The sequence below is a fragment of the Streptomyces sp. SID5469 genome (genome assembly GCF_009862865.1).
GTDB lineage: Bacteria > Actinomycetota > Actinomycetes > Streptomycetales > Streptomycetaceae > Streptomyces > Streptomyces avermitilis.
In genome coordinates this window covers 7,823,931-7,846,988 of the sequence record NZ_WWIN01000001.1, presented here as the reverse complement: position 1 = coordinate 7,846,988, position 23,058 = coordinate 7,823,931, and the positions used below count along the sequence as shown (strand labels likewise).

Genomic DNA, 23,058 nt, shown 5'->3' with positions numbered 1-23,058 from the left:
CATCTGTTCAAGTCCCGCGCCTCCACCATAGACCAATTTTCGAACTGCTGTACGACAGCTGTTCGGGCCCGCCCCACCTGCGCAAACGCCACCGTTCGCCTCCTGGCCGAAGCCGAACGGTCGAACGTTCGAGCAGTGATCCGGTGGCCGAGTGATCGACGTCAGTCGGTCGGTCCGTCGGCCGGTCCGCCGGTCCGGAAGTGGCGGGGGTGTCCGTTGTCCTGGTGGCCGCGTCGGTACGCGAACCAGCCCGCCGCCGTGAGCAGCGCGGCCAGAAAGGACAGGGTCAGGGCGGCGACGCCCGTGGAGGCGAGGCTGCCGGCGGACGTGCCGGCCGTGTTCGTGGAGGTTCCGGAGCCGCCGGAGGCCGAGGCCGAGCCCGAATCGCCGGTACCGCCGGTGCCGCCGGTGCCGCCGCCCGTACCGCCCGTCCCGTCGTCCGTGTCCACCGGGTCCTGGCCGACAAAGCTGACCGGGACCTTCACGTCCTGGGAACGGTCGCCGGAGAGGGTGTGGTCGGCGCGGGTGGCCAGTACGCAGGTCGCCTTGAAGCAGTCGGTGTACTCGTCCTTCGCGTCGACGGTGAGCTCGATCTCGAAGGTGCCGCCGTCGCCGTACGGGATCGCCGGCTCCTCGCCGTAGTCGGGCGGATCGGAGGAGATCCACGCCGAGGAGTGCGAGGTCCCGGTCATGTCGACGCCACCGATGCACGGGGTGGGCAGTTCGCCGTCGCCGTTGTCGACGCACAGGGCGACGTCGACGCACAGGGCGACATAGATGCCCTTGTCCTCGTTGTAGCCGGACCCCGTGATCTTCAGGGTCTGGTCCTCGGTGGCCAGGTTGTTGACCGGGGTGACGGTGAGCTTCTGGTTCTCGGGGCCGGTGACCGTCTTCGTGCCCGACGGCCCGGACGGACCGGGGTCGTCACCCCCGCCGGTGCCGCCCTCCTCGGTGACCGTGAGGGTGACCGGGGTGGTGCGGGTGGTGCCGAGGGCCGGCGTGACGCAGACACCGCCGGAGACCAGGGCGTTCCGGGCGAGGAGGGCGAGACAGGCCGCGCCGCCCGATCGGGGCCCGATCGGGTGCGAGGCCTGCGCCGCGCCGGGCCGGCCCGCGCGGGGCCGGGGGCCGACGCCGACGGCGCGAGCGCCCCGCCGTGTCTCACGGGAGCCGCTCGCGCCGCCTTGGCTGTCGCCGTTGTTGCGTTGTTGCCGTGCCGTGCCATGCCGTGCCGTTGCCGGGCCCGGTGTGCCCCTCAGGGGCGCGCCCGTACGCGGTGGAGGCCGGTGCGTCCTTCAGGATCACGCCCGTCCAGGTCCCGCTCGCGCGGCAGGACCACCGCGTACGTCCGGACCGGTGAGGCCCGTCGTCGCGTCAGCCGATCTGCGCGCCGAACGTCGACAGCGCCTCGGTCACCGGCTGGAAGAACGTCTCGCCGCCGGACGTGCAGTCACCGCTGCCGCCCGAGGTGAGGCCGATGGCGGTGTCGGCCGCGAAGAGCGAGCCGCCGCTGTCGCCGGGCTCGGCGCAGACGTCGGTCTGGATGAGGCCGTTGACGATGTCGCCGTTGCCGTAGTTCACGGTGGCGTCCAGACCGGTGACCGTGCCGCTGTGCACCTGGGTCGTGGAGCCGCTGCGGGTGACCTTCTGGCCGACGGTCGCATCGCCCGCCTTGGTGATGGGCTGCGTGGAGCCGTTGTAGAGGTCGACCTCGCTCGGGTGGTCGGCGTTCGAGGTGTACTTGACCAGGCCGAAGTCGTTGCCCGGGAAGCTGGACTGCTCGTTCGTGCCGATCTGGCTGCCGCTGGAGTCCGACCAGGTCGAGATCGACTCGGTGCAGTGCCCGGCGGTGATGAAGTACGGCTGGCCGCCCTTGACCACGTTGAAGCCGAGCGAGCAGCGCCCGCCGCCGCCGGTGATCGCGTCGCCGCCCGCGATGAAGGGCTTGTACTCCCCCTTCGTGCGCTGGAGTTCGGCTCGCTGACCGAGGCCGTCGACGACCTTGGTCAGCGTGGCCCACTCGGCCTTGGAGACCGTGCGGTCCGCGGTGACGACGACCTTGTTGGTCTCCGGGTCGGTCGCCCACGAGGTGCCGGGGATGGTCGCGTCCTGCTTGAGCGTCGTACGCGCGCTCGTCAACTCGGCCAGGGAGTTCCGCACGACTCTGGCCTTGGCGCCGGCCGCCTCGACGGTCTTCGCCGCCGTCTCGTCGAGCACGTTGACGACGAGGTGCTTCGCCTTCGCGTCGTAATACGTTCCCGCCGCGTCGGTGCCCAGGTCCTTGCCCAGGGTCGAGGCGAGCTTTCCGGCCGCCGAGAGGGAGAGGGTGTGGGGCGCTTCGGTCTTCGGGGCCTCGCTCGCGTTCGCAGTCTGGAAGGTGACACCCGCGGCGACGAGCGCGGCGATGCCGGCTCCGGCCACGGCTGCGCGCCGCCTGGATATGCGTCGGTGCTTCAACTTACGTCCTCCTGTGGGGGGTCGGTCAACGAGGTTGTGGGGACCTCGACGACCGGAAGGCGTACGGGCACGGAGGCGGCGCACCGCAAAATGCCACGTCCGCGCCCACTGTGCGCCGTCCACTATTCCGAGGGGCACAGGGAGCACACAAGGTCGACTTCAGGACGCGCATATGCAACAGGTGTGCGCCCCCTGCACCCTGACGCTCCGTGGTCTTGCCACGTGAATTCCCGTTGCAAACACTGAGTGCGAGTGAGTTCTCGGCAGCCTGCGAGGTCTAGTCCTGTCTTGATTTCGACCCTCTGATGTCCGGATCCGACGGAGGCGCGAGGGACGGGAGTTGCTCCTGCATCGATTGCCACGCCGATTGCCGCGCCCATTGCCGCATCGATTGCCGCGCCGATTGCCGTGTCCTACCGCGAACATGGGCGAGCCCCCGTACGCCCTGTGCGTACGGGGGCTCGCCCGCTGCCGGCCGGAGACCGGGAACCGGGGTGGACGACTAGCCGACGCTCACGCCGTAGTAGCTGAGCGCCTCGGTGACCGGCTGGAAGAAGGTCGTACCGCCGGAGGTGCAGTTGCCGCTGCCGCCGGAGGTCAGACCGTAGGCGACGGATCCGCCGTACAGCGGACCACCGCTGTCGCCGCCCTCGGCGCAGACCGTGGTCTGGATCATGCCGTAGACGACGTCACCACTGCCGTAGTTGACCGTGGCGTTCAGCGCGGTGACCCGGCCGCTGTGCGTGCCGGTGGTGGACCCACGGCGGTAGACGGTCGTACCCACGCTCGGCGTGGCGGCGCTGCTGATGGTCTGGCTGCCGACCGCGCTCGGGTGGGCGACCGAGGTGTTCGTGTAGCGCACCAGGGCGAAGTCGTTGGTCGGGAAGCTGTAGCTGACGTTCGTGCCCAGCGTCGTGGTCTGGCCGGAGTTGGAGTACCAGGTCGAGGCGACCTCACCGCAGTGGCCGGCGGTCAGGAAGTAATAGGTGCTCCCACTGTGCACGTTGAAGCCGAGCGAACAGCGGTAGCCACCGCCGTAGATGGCGTCGCCGCCGGTGATCAGCTTCTTGAACGTGCCCGGGGTGTGCTTGACGGTGAGGGCGCCGGCGTTACTGCCCGCGTCCTTCTTGATCTGGGCGATCTCGGCCTTGGAGACCGTACTGTCGACCGTGACGACGACGCGGTTCGTCTTGGGGTCGACGGCCCAGGCGGTGCCCGCTACATCGGACTTGAGCACCGACTTGGCGACCGTGGTGAGCTGGGTGGCGCTGAACGTCTGTGCGTCGCTCGCGTTCGCGGTGGGGACGGCGAACGCGGCAGCGGCCAGGAAACCGGTGGCCACGGCGATCAGCCGGGTCCGTCTCGCCACACCGCTGCGGGGGTTGGTGCGCTTGATCCTCACTTTTCGTTCCCTCCCAGGGGAAGTCGGGGGGCCCACGTGGGGGATGGGGCCCGTGAGGCGCAGCCAAGAGCCCGTTGTCCGGTTTCCGGACAAGCCGTGCCCCTGACAAGCGCTGTGGGGGAGTATTCGGCCGCGCGACCGCAAGGCGCAAGGGCGCCTTTCGGCCGTGCAGCGTTCAACTTGCGGACCCCTCAACAACGCCGACCGAACCCCTGGGAACCGGAAGCGGTGGCTGCTCTCCCCGCTGGTGGCGTCGGCGAAGACGGCCCACAGCGAGCCGTCCCCTCGACGCTCACCCGCAGGGTCAGCTCCTGTCCGGCCAGGGTGAGGACGAGTTCGCCGCCGAGACCAGCCCGCGCTCGCGGCCGTCGGCGTTCTCGACGCGTACGGTGCGGTTCTCGCCGTACGAGGTGAAGCGCCCCGGCACCGACCAGCGCGGATCGTACGAGCTCGCCTCGATGCCCTTGAACGCCCGGCGGGCGGCCGAGGCGGGGTCGAAGTCGCGTACGCCCCAGACCCCTTCGCGGACGAGAACGACGAGCCGGCGCTCACCGTGCGCGACCGGGGCCGCGGTCACGGGCCCGGGTCGGGCGGGAGCCTGAGCTCGCCGGTGAAGGGCTCGCCGTCGACGGTCAGCCCGTCTTCGGCCACCGTGGTCAGGACGGTCGTACCCCCTCCCGGGTCCAGCACCCGGGGATGTCCGGAAGTCGACCCTCCGGATAGTCCTCCAGCCGGTGCGTGCCGGTCAGCGCGAGCGGCCCGTAGGGCGCCGACACCGTCTCGGTGCGGTGCTCGTCCCGGCGCTTCCGGTCCTCGGATGCGTCCGTCGTCATGGGATCAGCGCTTCCGTAGGGGGATCCGCCAACCCGAGATGCGAGCGCAGTGTGGTTCCCGGGTAGTGCGTGCGGTAGGCGCCGCGCTCCTGGAGCAGCGGCACCACCCGGTCCACGAACTCGTCGAGCCCGCCCGGGGTGAGATGCGGTGCGAGGATGAAGCCGTCGGCGGCGTCGGTCCGTACGAACTCCTCGAGTTCGGCGGCGACCGCCTCCGGCGTACCGACGAAGGACTGCCGTCCGGTCGCCTCGATCACGGTCTGCCGGATGGACAGCCCCTTCTCGTGGGACAGGGCGCGCCATTTCTCGGCGATCGCCCGCGGATCGGCGACCTCCACCCCGCCCTGCATCAGGCCCGGCTCCGGGTCCGGGTGGGGGTCCGGGTCCGGGTCGAAGGCGGGCAGCGGACCGTCGGGGTCGTGGTCGGACAGGTCGACGCCCCAGATCTGCTCCAGCGTGAGGATCGCGTTCTGCGGCGAGATCTGCTGCCACCGGATCTCGGCGGCCCGTTCCTGCGCCTCGGCGGCGGTGTCGCCGAGCACGAAGGTGACCCCGGGCATGATCTTCAGGTCCTCGGGCTCGCGTCCGTACGCCGCGAGCCGTCTCTTCACATCAGCGTAGAACGCGCGCCCCGCCTCCAGCGTCCCGTGCCTGGCGAAGACCACGTCCGCCGAGGATGCGGCGAACTCCCGGGCCTCGGCCGAGTCGCCGGCCTGGATGACGACGGGGTGCCCCTGCGGCGAGCGCGGCACGGTGAACTCACCCGCGATGTCGAAGTGCCGCCCACGGTGGGCGAACGGCCGCGACACCCCCTCGGGCGTCCAGGAGTCCCACAACTCCCTTGCCGCCGCCACGAATTCGGCGGTACGGGCATGCCGGTCGGCCCGGTCGAGGAAGCCGCCGCGCCGGAAGTTCGCCCCGGTGAACGCGTCGGCGGAGGTCACCACGTTCCAGGCGGCCCGGCCCCCGCTGAGGTGGTCCAGCGTGGCGAGCCTGCGGGCGGTTTCGTACGGCTCGTTGAAGGTCGCGTCGACCGTGGCGGCGAGCCCGAGCCGCTCGGTGACGGCGGCCAGCGCGTTGAGCACGGTGATCGCCTCGGGGTGCCCCACGACGTCCAGGTCATGGATGCGTCCCTTGTGTTCGCGCAGCCGCAGCCCTCCGGCGAGGAGGAAGAAGTCGAACAGACCGCGTTCGGCGGTGCGCGCCAGATGCTCGAAGGAGGCGAACTCGATCTGCGACTTCGCGCGCGGGTCGGCCCAGACGGTCGTGTTGTCGACCCCTGGGACGGGGCTCTCCCCGCTCGAGCGAGATCGGGAGTGGGAGTGGGAGTGGGGGAGGGCGGCCAGGTGGATCTGTTTGACGGCGGGCTTGCGTACGGTCATGACGTTCCCCCGGTCACGGCGTACTGGTTGGCGGGCCGGCCCAGCCCCAGGTGCTCCCTGAGCGTGCTGCCCGGATAGAAGGTGCGGAACAGGCCGCGGTGCTGGAGCAGCGCCACTGTGCCGTTGACGAGCCGCTCCAGGTCACGGCGCGGCTCGACCGGGGTGAGGTGGAAGCCGTCGACGGCGCCGGCCTGGTGCCAGACGGCGATCAGGTCGGCCAGGTCGACGGGGCCGCCGCGATACCGCGGGCCCTGCGCGGTCCCCAGGGGTCCGCCCCCGCCTCCCCCGAGTTCTCGTCTTCGCCCGAACAGCGGGGACCCCCATCCGGGCTCGGCCGCGTGCTCGCCGTCCCCGAGGTCGACGACCAGACACGCGAGGATCCGCAGGGTGTCGGGATCGCGCCCGAACTCCTCCGCCGTGCCCCGCAGTTCGGTCCGTACGGCGGCGGCCTGGGCGGGAGAGGTGACACGGAGGAGCGCCACGTCGGCGTACCGGGCGGCTGTTCTCCTCGCCTGTCCCTCGGTGGCGTCGACGACCCGTACGGGGTGTCCCTGCGGGGGCCGCGGCACGATCGAGGGTCCCTTCACGGAGAAGGCGGCCCCCTCGAAATCGGTGTGGTGCAGCTTGTCCCGGTCGACGAAGCGGCCGGTCGCCACGTCGCGTATCTCGGCGCCGTCCTCCCAGCTGTCCCACAACCGGGCGGCCACGTCGGCGACTTCGCCCGCCTCCTGCCACAGGGTGTCGGCGGGCGCGGCATGGCGGCGGCCGAAGAGGCGGGCCTCGCCCTCGGTGGTGGACACGTCGAGGTGCCAGCCGGCGCGGCCGCGGCTGACCCAGTCGAGGGTCGCGACGGCCGCCTGCACATGGAAGGGCTCGGTGTGCGTGGTGGTCACGGTCGGCACCAGACCGATCCGCCGGGTGGCGGGCGCCACCCGCGAGAGCACGGCGAGCGCGTCGGGTCCGGGACGCGCGAAGGTGTCGCCGAGGGTGACGAAGTCGAGTACGCCACGCTCCGCGAGCCGCACCAGCTCGACGTACGAGCCGGCGTCGAACACCGTCGGCTGATCGACGGCGGCGGCCAGGTGCAGCAACCCCCGGCCGGTCGATGAGGTCATGTGGATGAACCCTTCTCAGAGGACTTTGGAGAGGAACGCCCGCGTACGTTCATGCCGAGGACGGTCGAGTACCTCACCCGGGGTGCCCTGCTCGACGATGCGGCCGTCGTCCATGAACACGACCGTGTCGGCGACCTCGCGGGCGAAGCCGATCTCGTGCGTGACGACGATCATCGTGGTGCCCTGGTGCGCCAGATCCCTGATGACATCGAGGACTTCGCCCACCAGCTCGGGGTCGAGCGCGGACGTCGGTTCGTCGAAGAGCAGCAGCGCCGGCTCCAGGGCGAGCGCGCGGGCGATGGCGACACGCTGCTGCTGGCCACCGGAGAGCTGCCCCGGGTAGGCGTCCGCCTTGTCGGCGAGCCCGACCCGGCCGAGCAGCCGGCGCGCGCTCTCCACGGCGGCCTTGCGGGGCCGCTTCAGCACGGAGACCGGGGCCTCGACGAGGTTGTCGAGGACGGTGAGGTGCGGGAAGAGGTTGAAGTTCTGGAAGACGAACCCGATACGGGTGCGCTGCTTGAGGATCTCGCGCTCGGGCAGCTCGTACAGCTTGTCGCCGGAGCGCCGGTAGCCCACCAGCCGGCCGTCGACACTGATCGTGCCCTGGTCGACCTTCTCCAGGTGGTTGATGGTGCGCAGCAGCGTCGACTTGCCGGAGCCGGAGGGGCCGAGGACGACGGTGACCTCCCCGGCGCGCACTTCGAGGTCGATGCCCTTGAGCACGTCCAGCGGGCCGAAGCTCTTGTGGACGGACCTGATGTCGACCATCGCGGGGGCGGGGGTCGCGGGGGTGGTGGTGCTCATCGCACTGCTCCCTCGGCGTGGTGGTGTGCGTGCAGGAACGTCAGCGCGGCGCGTGCCGTCGCGTCGTTCTGCCGGAAGGCCGGCCCGCCGGTGCGCGGCCGGGTGAACGCGCCGGAGCCCCGGGCGTCGGTGTGCGGGCCGAGCGCGAAGCGCCGCGGATGCGGGGTGCCGGAGCCGTCCAGGACCCGGCCGTCGGCGGGGTCCACGGCGAGCAGCCCCTCGGGGGTCGCGGCGGCCCCGTCGGCGTACAGCCCGCGCAGCAGCGCGTCGCGGGTGCGCTCGACCGTGGGATGCGGCAACCGCGCCTCGACGAGGGCACGGGCCTCGACGAAGGTTCCGGGAACGGTGGCGCTCGCCGCCCGGAAGACGCCGTCCCCGGCACTGACGGTCATGTCGGCGCCCAGGAACTTCAGTACGCCCGCCCGGGACAGCGCGAGCATCTGCCGCAGCCGCGGCCCCGGCGGCCCGGACGCCAGATAGCTGAAGAAGCCGTGCCACCACGAGCCGATGTCCCCGAGCCGCACGAGCTGCCCGTAGACGGAGAGCAGCCCGAAGAACACCGCCGAGTCCGGGCTGAACGAGGGGTCATGACGGCGCGTCAGGTCGTCCTGTATGTACGCGCGCAGACCGTCCTGGAGTTCCTCGTACGAGGTGTGGCTCACCCCCTCCAGCGGTCGGTCGAGGGCGTCGAGGTCGAGCCGGTCCGCGGGGTCGGGGACGGCCGAGGCGGCCAGCGCCCGGAGCTCGGGTCCGACTCCCGCCGCGTACTTCTCCTCGAAGTCCGCCCAGGCGACGGTGGTGCGTTCGGGGTGCGCCGTGAACAGGCGGTGGTAGTGCGCGAACCCCAGCTCCTTCTCCACCAGCGGCCAGACGTCCCGTCGGAAGTCGATCCCCTCGGGGCGTGCGAGCAGTTCGTCGACCTCGGCGGGCCCGAAGAACCGGGGCAGCGGCGGCCGGTCGCCCGTCCAGTCGTAGCCGATCTTGGAATGGTAGGGAACGCCGCGCCGGGAGCCGACATGGAGGACCGGCTCGCGACCGGACGGCACGTACTCCGCTCCCTCGTAGCGCCCGCCGCGCCCCTCGGTCAGCAGGACCATCAGGTCGACGAAGGCGAGCCCGAAGCCGCGCACGAGGACCGGTTCACCGGGGGCGAGGGCGGCCAGGTCGGTGTCGGCGGTGAAGTCCGGCGGCAGATGGACGAGGCCGTGCGCGCGGGCATGGGCGGCCAGCCTCCGCTGCTCGTCGTCGAGTTCGGCGTCGAGATGGCCGAGTGTGAGGACGACGAGGTCGGCCAGGAGCGGCTCGGGCCGCCCTTCCAGCCACACCTGCTGGCGCCCCTCGGGCGGTCCGCTGACGCGCAGGGCGCGGCGGGCGTGGTGGTGGACGCGGATGCCCGGCGGCAGCGCGGCCACCGTGCTCTCGTACACCCAGCGCAGATATGCGCCCTGGCGCCGCCGGCCGGTGAAGGCGCGGCCGTCGAGGGCCGCCCACTCGTGCAGGGTGGGGCCTTTTCGTACGGGCCCCGCCATGGCCACCGTCTCGTCGGTGAACATGGTGACGTCCTGTGCCTCGGAGTTCATCCACAGCAGCGGCGACTGGGCCTCACGCCAGATGCGCCCGCCACCGGGCGGGTAGGGGTCCACCAGGTGCACGTCCAGCTCCGAACCGGCGTACAGCTCGGGCGCGTTGGCGGCGATCCGTTCCAGGAGTCCGGTGCCCCGCGGCCCCGCCCCCACGATCACCAGAGTGGGCGTCATCGGGTCCGCTCCGAACCACGCGCGTAGTACTTCTCGACGTAGTACTGGCCGACGCTGAGCACCGAGGTGACCACGACGTACCAGACGGTGGCCACCATCAGCAGCGGGATGACCTGGTAGGTGCGGTGGTAGACGAGCTGCACCGAGTAGAGCAGGTCCTGTACGGCGATGACGCTGACGATGGAGGTGCCCTTGAGGGTGCCGATCAGCATGTTGCCGGCCGGCGGCACGATGGACCGCATCGCCTGCGGCAGCACGATCCTCCACCAGCGGCGCCACCGGCTCAGGCCGAGTGCCTGAGCGGCCTCGATCTGGCCGCGGTCGACGGAGAGGATGCCCCCGCGCACGACCTCGGCGGCGTACGCGGCCTCGTGGAGCGTCAGTCCGACGATGGCGACGGTGACCGGGCCGAGCAGGTTCACCGTCTTCACGCCGAGGATCTGCGGATACAGCGCCCCGATGTTGAACCAGAGCAGCAGCTGCACCAGGATCGGCATCGACCTGAACAGCCAGACGTATCCCCAACTCACCGATCTGAGAACCGGGTTGGCGGACAGCCGGCCCGCGGCGAGCAGGGTGCCGAGCGCGAAGCCCAACACCATCACGACCGCGGTCAGCCAGAGCGTGAGCCACAGGCCCCGCAGCACGGAGGCCGAGGTGAAGTAGTCGGCGACGACGTCCCACTGGAACGCGTCGTTGCGCACGACGGAGTTGACGGCGAGCCCGAGCAGGACCAGAACGACGGCGGCCGCGGTCCACTGGCCGAGCCGGCGCTGGGCGACGATGCGCACGGGTGCGGCTTCTGCTGCCGCGGCGGGTTTGGCGAGGGTGTCGGAGGACATGCGAAGGCTCCGTGATGCGTCGGATCGAACACGGGTGCCTTCACACGGGGCGCCGCGCGGGCGCTGTACGGCCGAGCCCCTCAGCAGGGCCGTACGTCGAGAGTACGTTCGTGTTTCCCCTCACTGTCAAGGGTGTCCACACTGTGAGCCGTACGTCTCAAGTCAGTTGACGGGGAAACGGATGCCTGTTCCACTTGTGCCCATGCATTCGCAGCAGTGGCTGGTCACGCGCTCCCACATCGACTTCGGTCGAGTGTGGTCGTCGTCCTGTTGAGCTGACCCCCTGCGCGCCCTCTTCGGGGCGCCTTTCTTTGCGTTCTCCGGCCTCGCCCGCCGTCACCCAGGCCTTCACACGCCACGCCGCGTTCCCCCCTCCCCTCGCATTCGCCTTGCCCAGGACCCTTTTCAGCTCACTCCGCCTGCCCAGGAGATTCGTACGCCATGAGTACGTCCTCGCGGCCCCGTCGCCGCATTTTCATCCCCTTTGCCCTGATCACGTCCGCCGCGGTGCTGCTGACGGCCTGCGGCTCCGGCGACTCGGAGGGCGCGGGCAAAAGCGACGCCCAGGCCGCGGCGAAGACCGGCGGCATCCCGACGGCGGACGTGGTCTCGGCCGTCCGGAAGAACGAGGCCGCGGCCAAGCTGCTGCCCTCGGGCACCCGGAGCCTCACGGTCGCGATCAGCGTCGGCGGCACTCCGCCCGGCACCAGCTATCTGGACGACGGCAAGACGCTGGCCGGGCAGGACGTCGACTTCGCGAACGCGGTCGGCAAGGTGCTGGGCATCAAACTCAAGACCGAGTCGGCCAGTTTCGAGGCGATCCTGCCGGCCCTCGACAGCGGCAAGTACGACTTCGGGGCCAGCAACTTCGGCGTGACCGACGAGCGGCGCAAGACCATCGACTTCGTCACCTACATCAACGACGGCCAGGGCTTCGCCACCCGCGAGGACAGCAAGCTGCAGAAGATCACCGACCTGAAGCAGCTGTGCGGCCTGAACGTGGCGACCGGCGCGGGCACGACCTTCGAGGCGACGCTGGAGGAGAACAAGAAGGTCTGCACGGACGCCGGCAAGAAGGCGTACGAGGTGCAGACGTACAACGAGTCCGGCGCGATCTGGTCCTCGCTCCAGCAGGGCCGCAGCGACATCGTGATGTCCACGATCAACGGCCTGCGCTACGCCGTGGCCCAGCAGCAGGGCCTGAAGTTCCTCAACGAGTTCCACCGCCTCGATGTCGGCTTCGCCTTCAAGAAGGGCACGAAGCTGGCACCGGCCTTCCAGGCCGCGGTGAACGAGCTGATCGCCGACGGCACCTACGAGAAGATCCTGAAGAAGTGGGGCACGACGGGCTCGGCGATCGAGAAGTCCCAGGTCTCGCCGCCGGAACTGAAGGACTGAGATATCCGGTGCGTTCCCCGCGCCCCTGACCGGAGCGCGGGGCCGTGCCGTCCTGCGGCTCCACACCCGACCCGTCGGCCGGCGCGCGTCAGCAGTCGCAGCCGCAGTCACACCCGTCGCAGCCGTCGCAGCAACTCCCGCAGCACTGACAGCAGTCGCAGCACTCCCCGCAGTCGCCGCAGTCGCAGTCGTGGCAGAGCCCGTCCTTGCGCTCCCGGGTCCAGGGATCGTCGTACGTGCCGCAGCACAGCTGGCAGGTGCAGGCCAGCCCCGCCCACACGGCACACCCCGCGAGCAGACCCCGGCGGTTGCCCCGCGGCGGCTCGGGCGGCAGCGGCGGACCCCCGGGCCCACCCGGACCACCGGGTGCGTACGGCCCCGGACCGGGCGCGTACGGACCGGAGGCCGACGGCCCGTGCAGTTCGGGCCGGTGCGAGCAGGCGGTGCCGCCGAAGGCGCGGTCGACCGAGTTGCGCAGCTCGTGGGCGAGCAGGACGTGCGTCAGCCCGGCGTCCACGAAGTCCGCCTCGCGCAGCGCGAGCCGTATCCCGTGCAGCGCGTCGTCGGCGAGGCGCCGGGCCTCGGCCAGGGGTGTTCCGGTGGCTGTCAGGGGGTTCCACGCACCCGACGCGGCGTCAGTTTCCCGGTCCTCCACGGCGTCCAGGAGGTGGGCGAGCCGGCCGAAGAGCCGGCCGGCCTCGGCGAGCGGCTCGGCGTTGCCGGGCCGCCCGGCGAGTATCGCGGTGTGCGCGAACGCCGCGGCGGTGGCGGTCTCGGTCGGCTCGGTGACCGTCAGGATCGGGGTGCCGGGTCCGGCGAGCGCCTCGAGGCCCACCTGCCGGTCCACGGCGTCGACGAGCACGGCGGTGTCGAAGCCGACGCCGGAGCCGCTACGGGCGCCGGCCCTGCCCCAGCTCGCGGCGACCCTGCGCGCCGCGAGCGCCACCGGCCTGCGGGCCAACAGCCCGTCACCGTCGGCCATGTGGTCGCGCACCTTGGCGGCGGCGAGCACCAGCGAGACGGCGGCGGCGAGGCGCGCGCCCTCGCCCTGCGCGACGGAGGCGGTCCGCATGCCACGCAGCGGGCAGGGACCGGCGGTCCGGCGTCCGCCCGTCGTCCGCTCTGCCTGAGCCTCCGTCAAAACCGATATCAGCAGACCGTCATAATTCGTGACCAGTCTGGCGAACTGCCCGTGGTCTTTGCGCAGTGCGAGGCACAGCCCGCACAAATGCGCCATCCACTGGGCCTTGAGTCCCTCACTGAGCCGATGACGGCAGGGCCGGACCATCCCGAACACGACACTCCCCCGTGCCTCGTACGTTGTTGAGCTGCGGCATCGTATCGACCGCGCCGTTCACCCGTACGCACCGCCCATCACCCGAACGCCGGGAGAAATCATATTTCACTCTCAGTCAGCAGCCGCATAGAGCAAGACCCTTGGGGCACGCGGGCTCTCGACGGATTCGCTGTGCACCAGTACCGTCACGAAACCCCCGCGCGGCGTCTATCCACTTGGCGCGACATCCGCATCATGGACGACCATGGGGAATGCGGAAAGCAAGACAAGACCGCTGTGAGAGGAGGCGTCCATGGGATCGGTGCGCAAGGCGAGTGCCTGGCTTGGCCTCGTCGACGACAACGATGACGAGCGTTACTACGACGACGACTACGCCGAAGGACAGGAATCCGGCGAGGCCTGGGTCACCGACCCGCGCGTGAAGGTCGCTTCGGAGACGGCCGAGGAGAAGGGCCGCCGGATCGGCACGGTCACCCCGGACAGCTTCCGGGACGCCCGCGGCATCGGCGAGCTCTTCCGGGACGGGGTCCCGGTCATCATCAACCTCACGGCCATGGAGCCCACCGACGCCAAGCGCGTGGTGGACTTCGCGGCCGGCCTGACCTTCGGTCTGCGCGGCACGATCGAGCGGGTCGCGACCCGGGTCTTCCTGCTGACCCCCGCCAACACGGAGATCGTCAGCGGCGAGGCGGCCGGCCGGCCGACGGACGGTTTCTTCAACCAGAGCTGAGGCAAGGCCGCTCACCGGCCCCGCCCGAGCGGGTCACCGGAAGGCGTCGAGACCGGTGAGCGCCTTGCCCAGCACGAGTTGATGCATCTCGACGGTGCCTTCGTAGGTGAGCACGGACTCCAGGTTGGTCGCGTGCCGCATCACGGGGTACTCGAGGGAGATCCCGTTGGCGCCGAGGATGGTGCGAGCGGTCCGGCAGATCTCGATGGCCTCCCGTACGTTGTTGAGCTTGCCGAAGCTGACCTGTTCGGGACGCAGCCGTCCCGCGTCCATGCGCCGCCCCAGGTGATGGGCGAGCAGGATCCCCTTGTGCAGCTCGACCGCCATGTCGGCGAGCTTGGCCTGGGTGAGCTGGAACCCGCCGATGGGCCTGCCGAACTGCTCCCGCGTCTTCGCGTACTCGACGGCGGCCTCGAAGCTGGCGCGCGCGGCCCCCATCGCGCCCCACACGATGCCGTAGCGCGCGTGGGAGAGACAGCTGAGGGGGCCCTTCAGTCCGGTGACCTCGGGCAGGACGGCGGCCGCGGGCAGCCGTACGTCGTCGAGAACGAGTTCGCTGGTGACCGAGGCGCGCAGGGACCACTTGTGCTTGATCTCGGGCGCGGAGAATCCGGGGGCGTCCGTGGGCACGACGAAGCCGCGGATCCCGTCGTCGGACTGCGCCCACACGACGGCCACACCGGCGACGGACCCGTTGGTGATCCACATCTTGCGCCCGTTGAGGACCCAGTCACCGCCGCTCTCGCGCTTGGCGTACGTGCGCATCGACGCCGGGTCGGAGCCGTGGTCGGGCTCGGTGAGTCCGAAGCATCCGATGACGTCGCCGGAGGCCATCCGGGGCAGCCACTCCTGCTTCTGCTCCTCGGACCCGAAGCGGTGCAGGGCGTACATGGCCAGCGAGCCCTGGACGGAGACGAGGGAGCGAATGCCGGAGTCGGCGGCTTCGAGTTCCAGGCAGGCGAGTCCGTACTGCACGGCGGAGGCGCCGGCGCAGCCGTAGCCGGTGAGCGACATCCCGAGGGCGCCGATGGCCCCCAACTCCCGCGCCAGATCCCGGATTCCGGGCAGCTCGCCGTTCTCGTACCACTCGGCGACGTACGGCAGCACGCGCTGCGCCGCCCAGGTCCGCACGGTGTCGCGGATCGCGAGGTCCTCGGCGTCCAGGAGGTCGTCGATGCCAAGGAAGTCGGCGGGATCGAACGCGGTCATGGCAGCCTCCGGCACGCTAAAACTAGCAACGCTAATTACGACGGGGACGCCGACGTTACGACGCAGTGTCGCGCACGTCCAGTGGGCCGGACAGTCGTGCACGTCCAGTGGGCGGGACAGCGGTGGCTAAGCCGAGACGCGCGACTCCGCGGCCTCCCGCGGCGCCGGCACCTCCGCGAAGCCCGTCGCGGGCTCCTCGCACTCCATCACCCGCGGCAGACGCAGCGCCATCACCGCCCCCAGCATCAACAACCCCGCGCTGACCAGCAGCGTCACATGGAGCCCGTGCACGAAGGAGTCCCGCGCGGCGTGCCGCAGGGCAGCGCCGGGCGCCCCGCCGAGGCGCGCGGCGACCTCGTACGCCTCCCCCAGCGAATGCCCCGCCGCCCCCGAAGCCGACGCCGGAACCCCCGGCACCGACGACAGTCCGGGCGCGTACGCAGCGTTCATCACGCTGCCCAGCAGGGCGATGCCGATACCGGCCCCCAGCTGGTACGACGTTTCCCCTATCGCGGCCGCCCCGCCCGCCTGTTCCTGCGGCGCCTCGCTCAGCATCGACTCGTACGCCCCGAAGAGCGTGGTCTCCAGGCCGAACCCCAGCAGGAGGAACCCGAAGAGCAGCAGCCCGGTGTTGTCCTCCGCGCCCATCGCGGTGAGCGTGACGACCGAGCCCGCGGTGAGACAGAAGCCGAAGACGACCATGCGCCGCGGCCCGAACCGGTGCAGCATGTTCGACCCGACGAGTCCCGCCGCCATCGCCGCGATCGTGAGCGGCAGCAGCCGCAGTCCCGTCTCCAGCGGCGACAGACCGAGGACCAGCTGCAAGTACTGCGCGGCGATCAGCTCGAGGCCGACCAGCGCGAGCATCGCCAGGACGATGCATCCCACCGACGTACTGAACGCGGGCCGCGCGAACATCCGGAGATCGACGAGCGGGTGGGCCCGCCGCCGCTGCCGCCGTACGAAAGCGACCAGCAGCGCCGCGCCCACCACCAACGGCACCACGGTGAACGGGCTGAGCGGCGGCTCCCCGCCCCCGAGCCGCTTCACGCCGAGGACGGCGCCGAAGAGGCCGGCGGCGGCCATCAGCGCTCCGACGACGTCCCAGGGGCCGTCGCGGTCCCCCTTCGACTCCGGGAGCAGCAGCCGTCCCACCGGCAGGCTGATCAGCATCAGCGGGATGTTGATCAGGAAGACCGAACCCCACCAGAAGTGCTCGAGGAGGAACCCGCCCAGCAGCGGCCCCACCGCCGCGCCGACGGCGGCCACGGCGCTCCAGATGCCGATCGCGAGCGCCCGCTCGCGCCGGTCGGGGAAGACCTGCCGCAGGATGGACAGCGTCGCGGGCATGATCATCGCGCCGCCGACGCCGAGCAGGGCGCGGGCGCCGATCAGGACCTGTGCGCTGTCGGCAAGGGCGGCGATCCCCGAGGCGACGCCGAAGAGGCCGTATCCGAGAAGAAGGATCCGTCTGCGGCCGACGCGGTCGCCCAGCGTGCCGAAGAGGATGAGCAGTGAGGCGCAGACGAGCGGATAGATGTCGACGATCCAGAGCAGCTCTATCGCGCCGGGCTTGAGGTCCTCGGTGACGGCGGGCACCGCGACGTGCAGCACGGTGGCGTCGAGCGCGACGAGCAGCAGACTGACGCAGAGGACGACGAGTACGACCCAGCGGTTGGCACCGGGCCCGGTCTCCCGACGGCATCGCGCAGCGGCCGTGGTCGTGCCGGACATGTATGTACCTCCCAGATGATCCCTCGCTTCGGCGGATCCACGGGGTGGGGACTTCCCCGCGGTGGTGGCCCTGGGAGGAGCGGTGCTCCCGGACCCACGCAACGATGCGAGTGAGCGGCCAGCGTACGCGAGTTCCCGTCGATGGCACGTGGCGGACCTCTCACCTTTCTCTCAGGGAACGTGTGGTGTACGCCACGCTCTTCCTGGTCCATCACGCCCAAAAGGGACACCCGGTTCCGTGCCCCGTCGATAATCGAGCGCGTGACCGATCTTGAAACGCGCCCGGCGCCGCCCCACGCGGGCGCTCTGCGCCGGGCCGCGCCCGCCCTCCTCGGGTTCGCGGCCGTACGCGCCCTGGGCCTCGTCGCGCTCGCACTGTGGAGCGCGGCGCGCGGCTCGAGCGCGCACACCCTGCTCACCGCCCGCTGGGACGCGCTCTGGTACACCCGGGTCGCCGGCCTCGGATACGGCTACGAGGTGCGCCTGCCCAACGGGGACGTGCACTCGAACCTCGCGTTCTTCCCCCTGCTGCCCTGGCTGGAGCGGCTGGGGGCAGCGGTGACGCCGCTGTCGTACGCGGATGCGGGTCTGGTCGTCGCCACGCTCGCCTCGCTCGCCGCGGCCTGGGGGATCTTCGCCGTCACGGAGCACGTCCACGGGCGCCGGGCGGGCGTGTGCGCCGTACTCGTGTGGGCCGTGCTGCCGGTCGGGATCGTGCAGTCGATGGCGTACAGCGAGTCCCTGTTCACGGCGCTCGCCGCCTGGTCGCTGTACGCGGTCCTGACCGGCCGCTGGGTGACGGCGGGCGCCCTCGCCTCGCTGGCGGGGCTGACCCGTCCGGTGGGCGCGGCGGTGGTCGCTGCCGTGTGGGTGGCGGCGATCGCCTCGTTCGTGCACGACCGACGCGCGCCGGCGGCGGACGGCGCGTCGGCGTGGCGGCGCGCCCTCGGCATGCTCCTCGCGCCGCTCGGCGCCGCCGGCTACGTCCTGTGGGTCGGCCACCGCACCGGGAAGGGCCCGCTGGGCTATCTCGACGTCCAGGCGGGCTGGCGCAACGGCTTCGACGGCGGCTACGCCTTCGCGCGCTTCGTCGGCGACAAGTTCACGTCGTTCCCCTCGGCCCTGGCCGGCGTCGGGCTGATCGTCGGGGTGGCGCTGGTCGTCTGGCTGTACGTGGTGTGCGTACGGCAGGGGCAGCCGCTGCCGCTCCTGGTGTACGCGGGTGTGGTGACCGCGCTCGCCCTGTGCGCGTCGAGTTACTTCGGCTCGAAACCGCGCCTCCTGCTGCCCGCGTTCCCCCTGCTGCTGCCCCTCGCGCGGGCCCTGGCCCGGCTGCGTACCCCCAGGTCGGCGGCGGTTCTCGGCGGTGTCGCGGTGGCGTCGGCCGTGTACGGGGCGTTCTGGCTGAACGGCTCGGGTCCGCCATGATCCACTTCGGGGCCGGGTGAGCGGCCGGACAATTCCGCCCCAGCATTCGGTGAACGAATTTATAAGGGCCATATAACCGGCACCCGGAGCGATCAATGGAATTGAAGGCCGGATGCGTCCGTGATTAGGGAATCCACAGAGATAAACCTCGCCCTGAGAGGAATCCCACATCACATCGTCATCACAAAGCCAGTGTTTCGGGCGGGAGTACAGCTCACTCGCTGTAACGTCGATCGACGTGCGTACCGAACTAAAGCTGACTCGTCTGGACCGGGTCTTCGCCCGGCTGGACCGTGAGCCGGAACGACCGGCCCATATCGACGTGCCCAGGATGAGCCGGCACCGGGTGGTCCTCTTCTCGGCGACCCTTGCCTTCTACCTGGCCATCGTGTGGGCCGTGGTCGTCACCTCGTGGCTGGTCCGGCTCGACTGGCAGGTCATGTTCTTCCGGCCGTACCAGCAGTGGCCCGAGATCCACGCGTTCCTCGACTACTACGTGGTGCTGGGCCAGCGCGGCCCCACCGCCGTGATGGTCGCGTCCTGGCTGGGCTGGCGCTCCTGGCGGCAGCACACCCTGCGCCCGCTGCTGACCCTGGGCGCCGCGCTGCTGCTGCTCAACATCACGGTCGGTGCCGCCAAGTACGGCATGGGCCGCCTCGGACCGCACTACGCGGTCACGATCGGGTCGAACGAGATGTGGGGCGGCGGCGATATATTTCCCTCCGGCCACACCGCGAACGCGGTGGTGACCTGGGGCATCCTGGCCTATCTGGCCTCGACCCCGAGGGCCAGGCGCTGGCTGTCGGCGCTGTCCGCGGTGACCTCGCTCGGCGTCGGTCTCACCACCGTCTACCTCGGCACGCACTGGCTGAGCGATGTCGTGCTCGGCTGGGCCGCGGGGCTGCTGATCCTGCTGGCGCTGCCCTGGTTCGAGCCGCTGATCGCCCTCGCCGAAGCCGGGATCTTCAGGCTGCGCGACTCCTTGCGGTCCCGCCCCGGACGCACGGCGCCCGCTCCGGCCCCGGTCGGCGCGCCCGTGCCGATCGCCCGCTCGGCCCCGGACGAGGAGACTCCCGTCCGCGAGCCGGCCGGCCCAGCCCGGACCTCCCGTCCGCCCCTCTACCTGGCCCCCGGGCCGCACACCGCCCGCTCGGAGCGCACCCCGGTGACACCGGTCGGCAGCCGTCGTCCGCCGCACTCGGACCGAGTCGCGCGCACCACCACCACTTCGGCCCGCCCGGTGGCGGGCGGCTGAGACACCGGCGGCGGGTCCGGTACGCACACCCCTCCCCGCCGCACCACGAAGGCCCCCGGCTCCAGCGGAACCGGGGGCCTTCGTGTGTGCCCGAGACCTCGCGGGCATCCAGGGGCCCTTCGTCAGCCCTTCCAGCAGCGGACGACCGTGCCGTCGGCGACCTCGAAGTTCAGCCGTCCCACCCGGTACTCCATGGTGATGATCGCGCCCGGCGGCAGCGAGCGCACCGAACTCCAGCCGCGTTCACCGGCCAGTTGCTCGGCACGCCGGGCCGGCAGGCCGACGTATGCCTGGGGGGAGTCCTCGGGTTCTGCGGGCGGAGCGGGAGTCGGTGCCATGCCGCCACGTTAGGCCGCGAGCCGGGGCCGGGGAAGCCCGGGGCCGCCACCCCGCGTCACCCGTACCTCCCCCGTCACACTTCTGTCACAGGACCACGACATGCGTTTCGGCCCAATGCCGTCACACGTACGAGCGGTTCCGTATGCGTTGCGCCCACCTTCGAACGAAATTCGGGACTACCTTGGCGGCCGTCGGAAGCGGTCGTGAATAACCGCGGGAAAGCACGGCGCGCAGTGCGCTGCCGACGTTTTCCATTCCGATTCCGAGATGCTCCGCCGAAGCAGACACCGCATAAGAAATGCACGGTTCCGGCACAGATCCCCCGCACGCCCCCTGTCGGAGCCCGGGGCGGCGCGAGCATCATGGCGTGAGCTCGCGGACACCCGTGGCGCGGGCTGCAAGCCCAGGACCCGATCGGCGAAGGGGCAGGCGATGGGGACGGACACCGCGCAGGCGACGGCGCGACCCGTACGGACACAGCAGCCGGGGCGGCTGATCGTCGACTGGCTGACCACCACCGACCACAAGAAGATCGGCCACCTCTATCTGATCACGTCGTTCGCGTTCTTCCTGATCGGCGGCGTCATGGCGCTGGTGATGCGGGCGGAACTCGCGCGGCCCGGCATGCAGATCGTGGACAACAACCAGTTCAACCAGCTGTTCACCCTGCACGGCACGATCATGCTGCTGCTGTTCGCGACTCCGACCTTCGCGGGCTTCGCCAACGAGATCATGCCGCTCCAGATCGGCTCCCCGGACGTGGCCTTCCCGCGCCTGAACATGCTGTCGTACTGGCTGTTCCTCTTCGGCGGCCTGATCGTCCTCGGCTCGCTCGCGGTGCCGTCGGGGCCCGCCGCCTTCGGCTGGTTCGCGTACGCGCCGCTCAACAGCCTGGAGCGCTCGCCGGGGATCGGCGCCGACATGTGGATCATGGGCCTCGCGCTGGCCGGCTTCGGCACGATCCTCGGCTCGGTGAACTTCCTGACGACCATCATCGGGATGCGCGCGCCCGGCATGACGATGTTCCGGATGCCGATCTTCACCTGGAACACCCTGTTCACGTCGATTCTCGTGCTGATGGCGTTCCCGGTGCTCGCGGCGGCCCTGCTGGTCCTGGAGGCGGACCGGCGGTTCGGCTCGCAGGTGTTCGACGCGGCCAACGGCGGGGCGCTGCTGTGGCAGCACCTGTTCTGGTTCTTCGGGCATCCCGAGGTCTACATCATCGCGCTGCCGTTCTTCGGGATCATCACGGAGATCATCCCGGTCTTCAGCCGGAAGCCGATCTTCGGCTATCTGACGCTGATCGGCGCCACGGCGGCGATCACCGGTCTGTCGGTGGTCGTGTGGGCGCACCACATGTTCGCGACCGGCGCGGTGCTGCTGCCGTTCTTCTCGTTCATGTCGTTCCTGATCGCGGTGCCGACGGGCGTGAAGTTCTTCAACTGGACCGGCACGATGCTCAAGGGGTCGCTGTCCTTCGAGACACCGATGCTGTGGGCGACCGGATTCCTGGTGTCGTTCCTGTTCGGCGGCCTCACCGGCGTCATCCTGGCCTCGCCGCCCCTCGACTTCCACGTCACCGACTCGTACTTCGTGGTCGCCCACTTCCACTACGTGGTCTTCGGCACCGTCGTCTTCGCGACCTTCGGCGGCTTCTACTTCTGGTGGCCCAAGTTCACCGGCAAGATGCTCGACGAACGGCTCGGCAAGATCCATTTCTGGACGCTGTTCGTCGGCTTCCACACCACGTTCCTGGTGCAGCACTGGCTCGGCGCCGAGGGCATGCCACGCCGGTACGCGGACTATCTGGCCGCCGACGGTTTCACCGCGCTCAACACCCTCTCGACGATCGGCGCGTTCCTGCTGGGCATGTCGACGCTGCCGTTCCTCTACAACGTCTGGAAGACCGCCAGGTACGGCCGGAAGGTCGAGGTCGACGACCCGTGGGGCTTCGGCCGCTCCCTGGAGTGGACGACCTCGTGCCCGCCGCCGCGGCACAACTTCGTCACGCTGCCCCGGGTCCGCTCGGAGTCCCCGGCGTTCGACCTGCACCATCCGGCGCACGCCGGGGAGGCTCCGCAGCCCGAGCCGAAGCACGAGCAAGCCGATCGCGAGCCGTCCTGACCGCCTCGGTGAGTTCGGCGGGCTCCAGCACCTCGAACTCGAAGCCCATCATCATCACGTGGATCACCATCACGTCGAGGCTCGCGGCCCCGGTGCGCAGGACGCAGCTTCCGGGGGTCTCGGCCTCCAGCGTCCCGGCGGACGGCGAGACGCGTGCGGCCGCTTCCTCGATCGGCACGAGCAGCCGGACGACGGCTTGCGCGGCGTACGCGCGCGTGGAGACCCCTCTGGAGACGTAGGCGGCCAGGTCGTCGGCCGGTGGCGTGCGGGGCGCGAAGCGCGGGCCGTGCGGCGGCCTGGGCGTGATGCGGTCGACGCGGAACGTACGCCAGTCGTCACGGTCGACGTCCCAGGCGACCAGGTACCAGCGGCGCTCGGAGCACACCAGCCGGTGCGGTTCGACGGTGCGGCGGGTGGAGGCGCCGTCGTTGCCGCGATACCTGAAGCGCAGGCGTTCCGCGTCCCGGCAGAGGTGGGCGAGTTCGGTGAGGACGGCGGGGTCGACGGCGGAGGGCTGGGGGCCGCGCAGCATCGGCACGGTGAAGGCGTTGAGGGCGCTCACGCGGCGGCGCAGCCGGTTCGGCAGCACCTGTTCGAGCTTCGCGAGGGCGCGTACGGAGCTCTCGCCGATGCCCTCGATGCCCTGCCCCGCGGCCGTGCGCAGCCCGACCGCGACGGCGATCGCCTCGTCGTCGTCCAGGAGCAGCGGCGGCAGCTCCGCCCCCGCGCCGAGCTGATAGCCGCCGCCGGTACCGGGGCTGGCGTTGACGGGGTAGCCCAGCTCGCGCAGCCGGTCCACGTCCCGGCGGACGGTGCGCGGGGTGACACCGAGGCGTTCGGCCAGGCCGGCACCGGACCATTCACGGTGGGCCTGGAGCAGTGAGAGCAGGCGCAGCAGTCGTGCCGATGTCTCCAACATGGTTCCGAGTCTGCCAGCGCTTGCGGACAGCGG

At 70.7% G+C, this 23,058-nt stretch carries 18 protein-coding genes and 1 pseudogene; 5 read left to right on the top strand and 14 right to left on the bottom strand.

The genetic code is table 11. The annotated features are described in order from the left end of the window. Positions 1-161: 161 nt before the first annotated feature. The 9 genes and pseudogenes from GTY58_RS41050 to GTY58_RS34000 all read right to left on the bottom strand — a co-directional run bounded on the left by GTY58_RS41050 (position 162) and on the right by GTY58_RS34000 (position 10,592). Positions 162-692: a hypothetical protein gene (locus GTY58_RS41050; protein WP_010987955.1), complete on the bottom strand. Its 531-nt coding sequence runs from the start codon at positions 690-692 to the stop codon at positions 162-164. A gap of 682 nt (positions 693-1,374) precedes the next feature. Then, a complete protein-coding gene (locus tag GTY58_RS34035) occupies positions 1,375-2,457 on the bottom strand; it encodes a S1 family peptidase (RefSeq protein WP_078234562.1) in 1,083 nt (360 codons plus the stop codon). A gap of 502 nt (positions 2,458-2,959) precedes the next feature. Beyond that, a complete protein-coding gene (locus tag GTY58_RS34030; RefSeq protein ID WP_037646629.1) occupies positions 2,960-3,859 on the bottom strand; it encodes a S1 family peptidase in 900 nt (299 codons plus the stop codon). Between the two features lie 216 nt (positions 3,860-4,075). Next, positions 4,076-4,692 (bottom strand): annotated as a pseudogene (locus GTY58_RS41045) (DUF1684 domain-containing protein); the annotation flags it as partial. Further along, a complete protein-coding gene (locus GTY58_RS34020; protein WP_010987951.1) occupies positions 4,689-6,074 on the bottom strand; it encodes an NtaA/DmoA family FMN-dependent monooxygenase in 1,386 nt (461 codons plus the stop codon). The pseudogene GTY58_RS41045 and the gene GTY58_RS34020, both read right to left, overlap by 4 nt. Continuing rightward, positions 6,071-7,189: an LLM class flavin-dependent oxidoreductase gene (locus GTY58_RS34015; protein WP_010987950.1), complete on the bottom strand. Its 1,119-nt coding sequence runs from the start codon at positions 7,187-7,189 to the stop codon at positions 6,071-6,073. The genes GTY58_RS34020 and GTY58_RS34015 overlap by 4 nt, the downstream gene beginning before the upstream one ends. 15 nt (positions 7,190-7,204) lie before the next feature. Next, the gene (locus GTY58_RS34010) at positions 7,205-7,993 is read right to left on the bottom strand and encodes an amino acid ABC transporter ATP-binding protein (RefSeq protein WP_010987949.1); all 789 of its coding nucleotides are present in this window, start codon (positions 7,991-7,993) and stop codon (positions 7,205-7,207) included. After that, entirely contained in the window at positions 7,990-9,750 is a 1,761-nt protein-coding gene (locus tag GTY58_RS34005) for an FAD/NAD(P)-binding protein (RefSeq protein WP_010987948.1), read from the bottom strand. The genes GTY58_RS34010 and GTY58_RS34005 overlap by 4 nt, the downstream gene beginning before the upstream one ends. Next, positions 9,747-10,592: an amino acid ABC transporter permease gene (locus GTY58_RS34000; RefSeq protein ID WP_010987947.1), complete on the bottom strand. Its 846-nt coding sequence runs from the start codon at positions 10,590-10,592 to the stop codon at positions 9,747-9,749. The genes GTY58_RS34005 and GTY58_RS34000 overlap by 4 nt, the downstream gene beginning before the upstream one ends. Positions 10,593-11,033: 441 nt before the next feature. Between GTY58_RS34000 and GTY58_RS33995 the strand changes: the two genes are divergently transcribed. Then, positions 11,034-11,990, top strand: coding sequence for an ABC transporter substrate-binding protein (locus tag GTY58_RS33995; protein ID WP_010987946.1), 957 nt, complete (start codon positions 11,034-11,036; stop codon positions 11,988-11,990). 88 nt (positions 11,991-12,078) lie between these two features. On the opposite strand, the gene GTY58_RS33990 is transcribed toward GTY58_RS33995, so the two are convergent. Further along, positions 12,079-13,287, bottom strand: coding sequence for a DUF5685 family protein (locus tag GTY58_RS33990; RefSeq protein ID WP_037646378.1), 1,209 nt, complete (start codon positions 13,285-13,287; stop codon positions 12,079-12,081). A gap of 292 nt (positions 13,288-13,579) precedes the next feature. Between GTY58_RS33990 and sepF the strand changes: the two genes are divergently transcribed. Next, entirely contained in the window at positions 13,580-14,017 is a 438-nt protein-coding gene (gene sepF, locus GTY58_RS33985; RefSeq protein WP_010987944.1) for a cell division protein SepF, read from the top strand. Positions 14,018-14,050: 33 nt separating this feature from the next. Here sepF and GTY58_RS33980 read toward each other — a convergent pair whose 3' ends face one another. Next, positions 14,051-15,226, bottom strand: coding sequence for an acyl-CoA dehydrogenase family protein (locus tag GTY58_RS33980; RefSeq protein ID WP_010987943.1), 1,176 nt, complete (start codon positions 15,224-15,226; stop codon positions 14,051-14,053). Between the two features lie 126 nt (positions 15,227-15,352). Continuing rightward, the gene (locus GTY58_RS33975; protein WP_010987942.1) at positions 15,353-16,960 is read right to left on the bottom strand and encodes an MFS transporter; all 1,608 of its coding nucleotides are present in this window, start codon (positions 16,958-16,960) and stop codon (positions 15,353-15,355) included. 261 nt (positions 16,961-17,221) lie between these two features. Between GTY58_RS33975 and GTY58_RS33970 the strand changes: the two genes are divergently transcribed. Together GTY58_RS33970 and GTY58_RS33965 are read left to right on the top strand one after the other, a co-directional pair. Beyond that, positions 17,222-18,388: a glycosyltransferase family 39 protein gene (locus GTY58_RS33970; protein ID WP_010987941.1), complete on the top strand. Its 1,167-nt coding sequence runs from the start codon at positions 17,222-17,224 to the stop codon at positions 18,386-18,388. 238 nt (positions 18,389-18,626) lie between these two features. After that, positions 18,627-19,643 carry a phosphatase PAP2 family protein gene (locus tag GTY58_RS33965; RefSeq protein WP_010987940.1) on the top strand — a complete coding sequence of 339 codons (1,017 nt, stop codon included), beginning with the start codon at positions 18,627-18,629 and terminating at the stop codon, positions 19,641-19,643. Between the two features lie 122 nt (positions 19,644-19,765). Here the strand turns inward: GTY58_RS33965 and GTY58_RS33960 are convergent, their stop codons facing one another. Beyond that, positions 19,766-19,981 (bottom strand): I78 family peptidase inhibitor, encoded by a 216-nt coding sequence (locus GTY58_RS33960; protein ID WP_010987939.1) that lies wholly within the window; start codon positions 19,979-19,981, stop codon positions 19,766-19,768. A 433-nt stretch (positions 19,982-20,414) separates the two neighbouring features. Between GTY58_RS33960 and ctaD the strand changes: the two genes are divergently transcribed. Continuing rightward, positions 20,415-22,106: a cytochrome c oxidase subunit I gene (gene ctaD, locus GTY58_RS33955; protein WP_010987938.1), complete on the top strand. Its 1,692-nt coding sequence runs from the start codon at positions 20,415-20,417 to the stop codon at positions 22,104-22,106. Here the strand turns inward: ctaD and GTY58_RS33950 are convergent. Further along, the gene (locus tag GTY58_RS33950) at positions 21,988-23,025 is read right to left on the bottom strand and encodes a YafY family protein (protein WP_078936614.1); all 1,038 of its coding nucleotides are present in this window, start codon (positions 23,023-23,025) and stop codon (positions 21,988-21,990) included. The genes ctaD and GTY58_RS33950 overlap by 119 nt on opposite strands. Between the last annotated feature and the right edge of the window lie 33 nt (positions 23,026-23,058).

What these genes read in the sequence shown, in the direction of transcription:
- sepF (WP_010987944.1), top strand. Translation starts at nt 13,580, where the DNA reads ATGGGATCGGTGCGCAAGGCGAGTGCCTGGCTTGGCCTCGTCGACGAC.
- GTY58_RS33950 (WP_078936614.1), bottom strand. Translation starts at nt 23,025, where the DNA reads ATGTTGGAGACATCGGCACGACTGCTGCGCCTGCTCTCACTGCTCCAG.
- GTY58_RS33960 (WP_010987939.1), bottom strand. Translation starts at nt 19,981, where the DNA reads ATGGCACCGACTCCCGCTCCGCCCGCAGAACCCGAGGACTCCCCCCAG.
- GTY58_RS34010 (WP_010987949.1), bottom strand. Translation starts at nt 7,993, where the DNA reads ATGAGCACCACCACCCCCGCGACCCCCGCCCCCGCGATGGTCGACATC.
- ctaD (WP_010987938.1), top strand. Translation starts at nt 20,415, where the DNA reads ATGGGGACGGACACCGCGCAGGCGACGGCGCGACCCGTACGGACACAG.
- GTY58_RS41050 (WP_010987955.1), bottom strand. Translation starts at nt 692, where the DNA reads ATGACCGGGACCTCGCACTCCTCGGCGTGGATCTCCTCCGATCCGCCC.
- GTY58_RS33995 (WP_010987946.1), top strand. Translation starts at nt 11,034, where the DNA reads ATGAGTACGTCCTCGCGGCCCCGTCGCCGCATTTTCATCCCCTTTGCC.
- GTY58_RS34000 (WP_010987947.1), bottom strand. Translation starts at nt 10,592, where the DNA reads ATGTCCTCCGACACCCTCGCCAAACCCGCCGCGGCAGCAGAAGCCGCA.
- GTY58_RS33980 (WP_010987943.1), bottom strand. Translation starts at nt 15,226, where the DNA reads ATGACCGCGTTCGATCCCGCCGACTTCCTTGGCATCGACGACCTCCTG.
- GTY58_RS34015 (WP_010987950.1), bottom strand. Translation starts at nt 7,189, where the DNA reads ATGACCTCATCGACCGGCCGGGGGTTGCTGCACCTGGCCGCCGCCGTC.
- GTY58_RS34020 (WP_010987951.1), bottom strand. Translation starts at nt 6,074, where the DNA reads ATGACCGTACGCAAGCCCGCCGTCAAACAGATCCACCTGGCCGCCCTC.
- GTY58_RS33975 (WP_010987942.1), bottom strand. Translation starts at nt 16,960, where the DNA reads ATGTCCGGCACGACCACGGCCGCTGCGCGATGCCGTCGGGAGACCGGG.
- GTY58_RS34005 (WP_010987948.1), bottom strand. Translation starts at nt 9,750, where the DNA reads ATGACGCCCACTCTGGTGATCGTGGGGGCGGGGCCGCGGGGCACCGGA.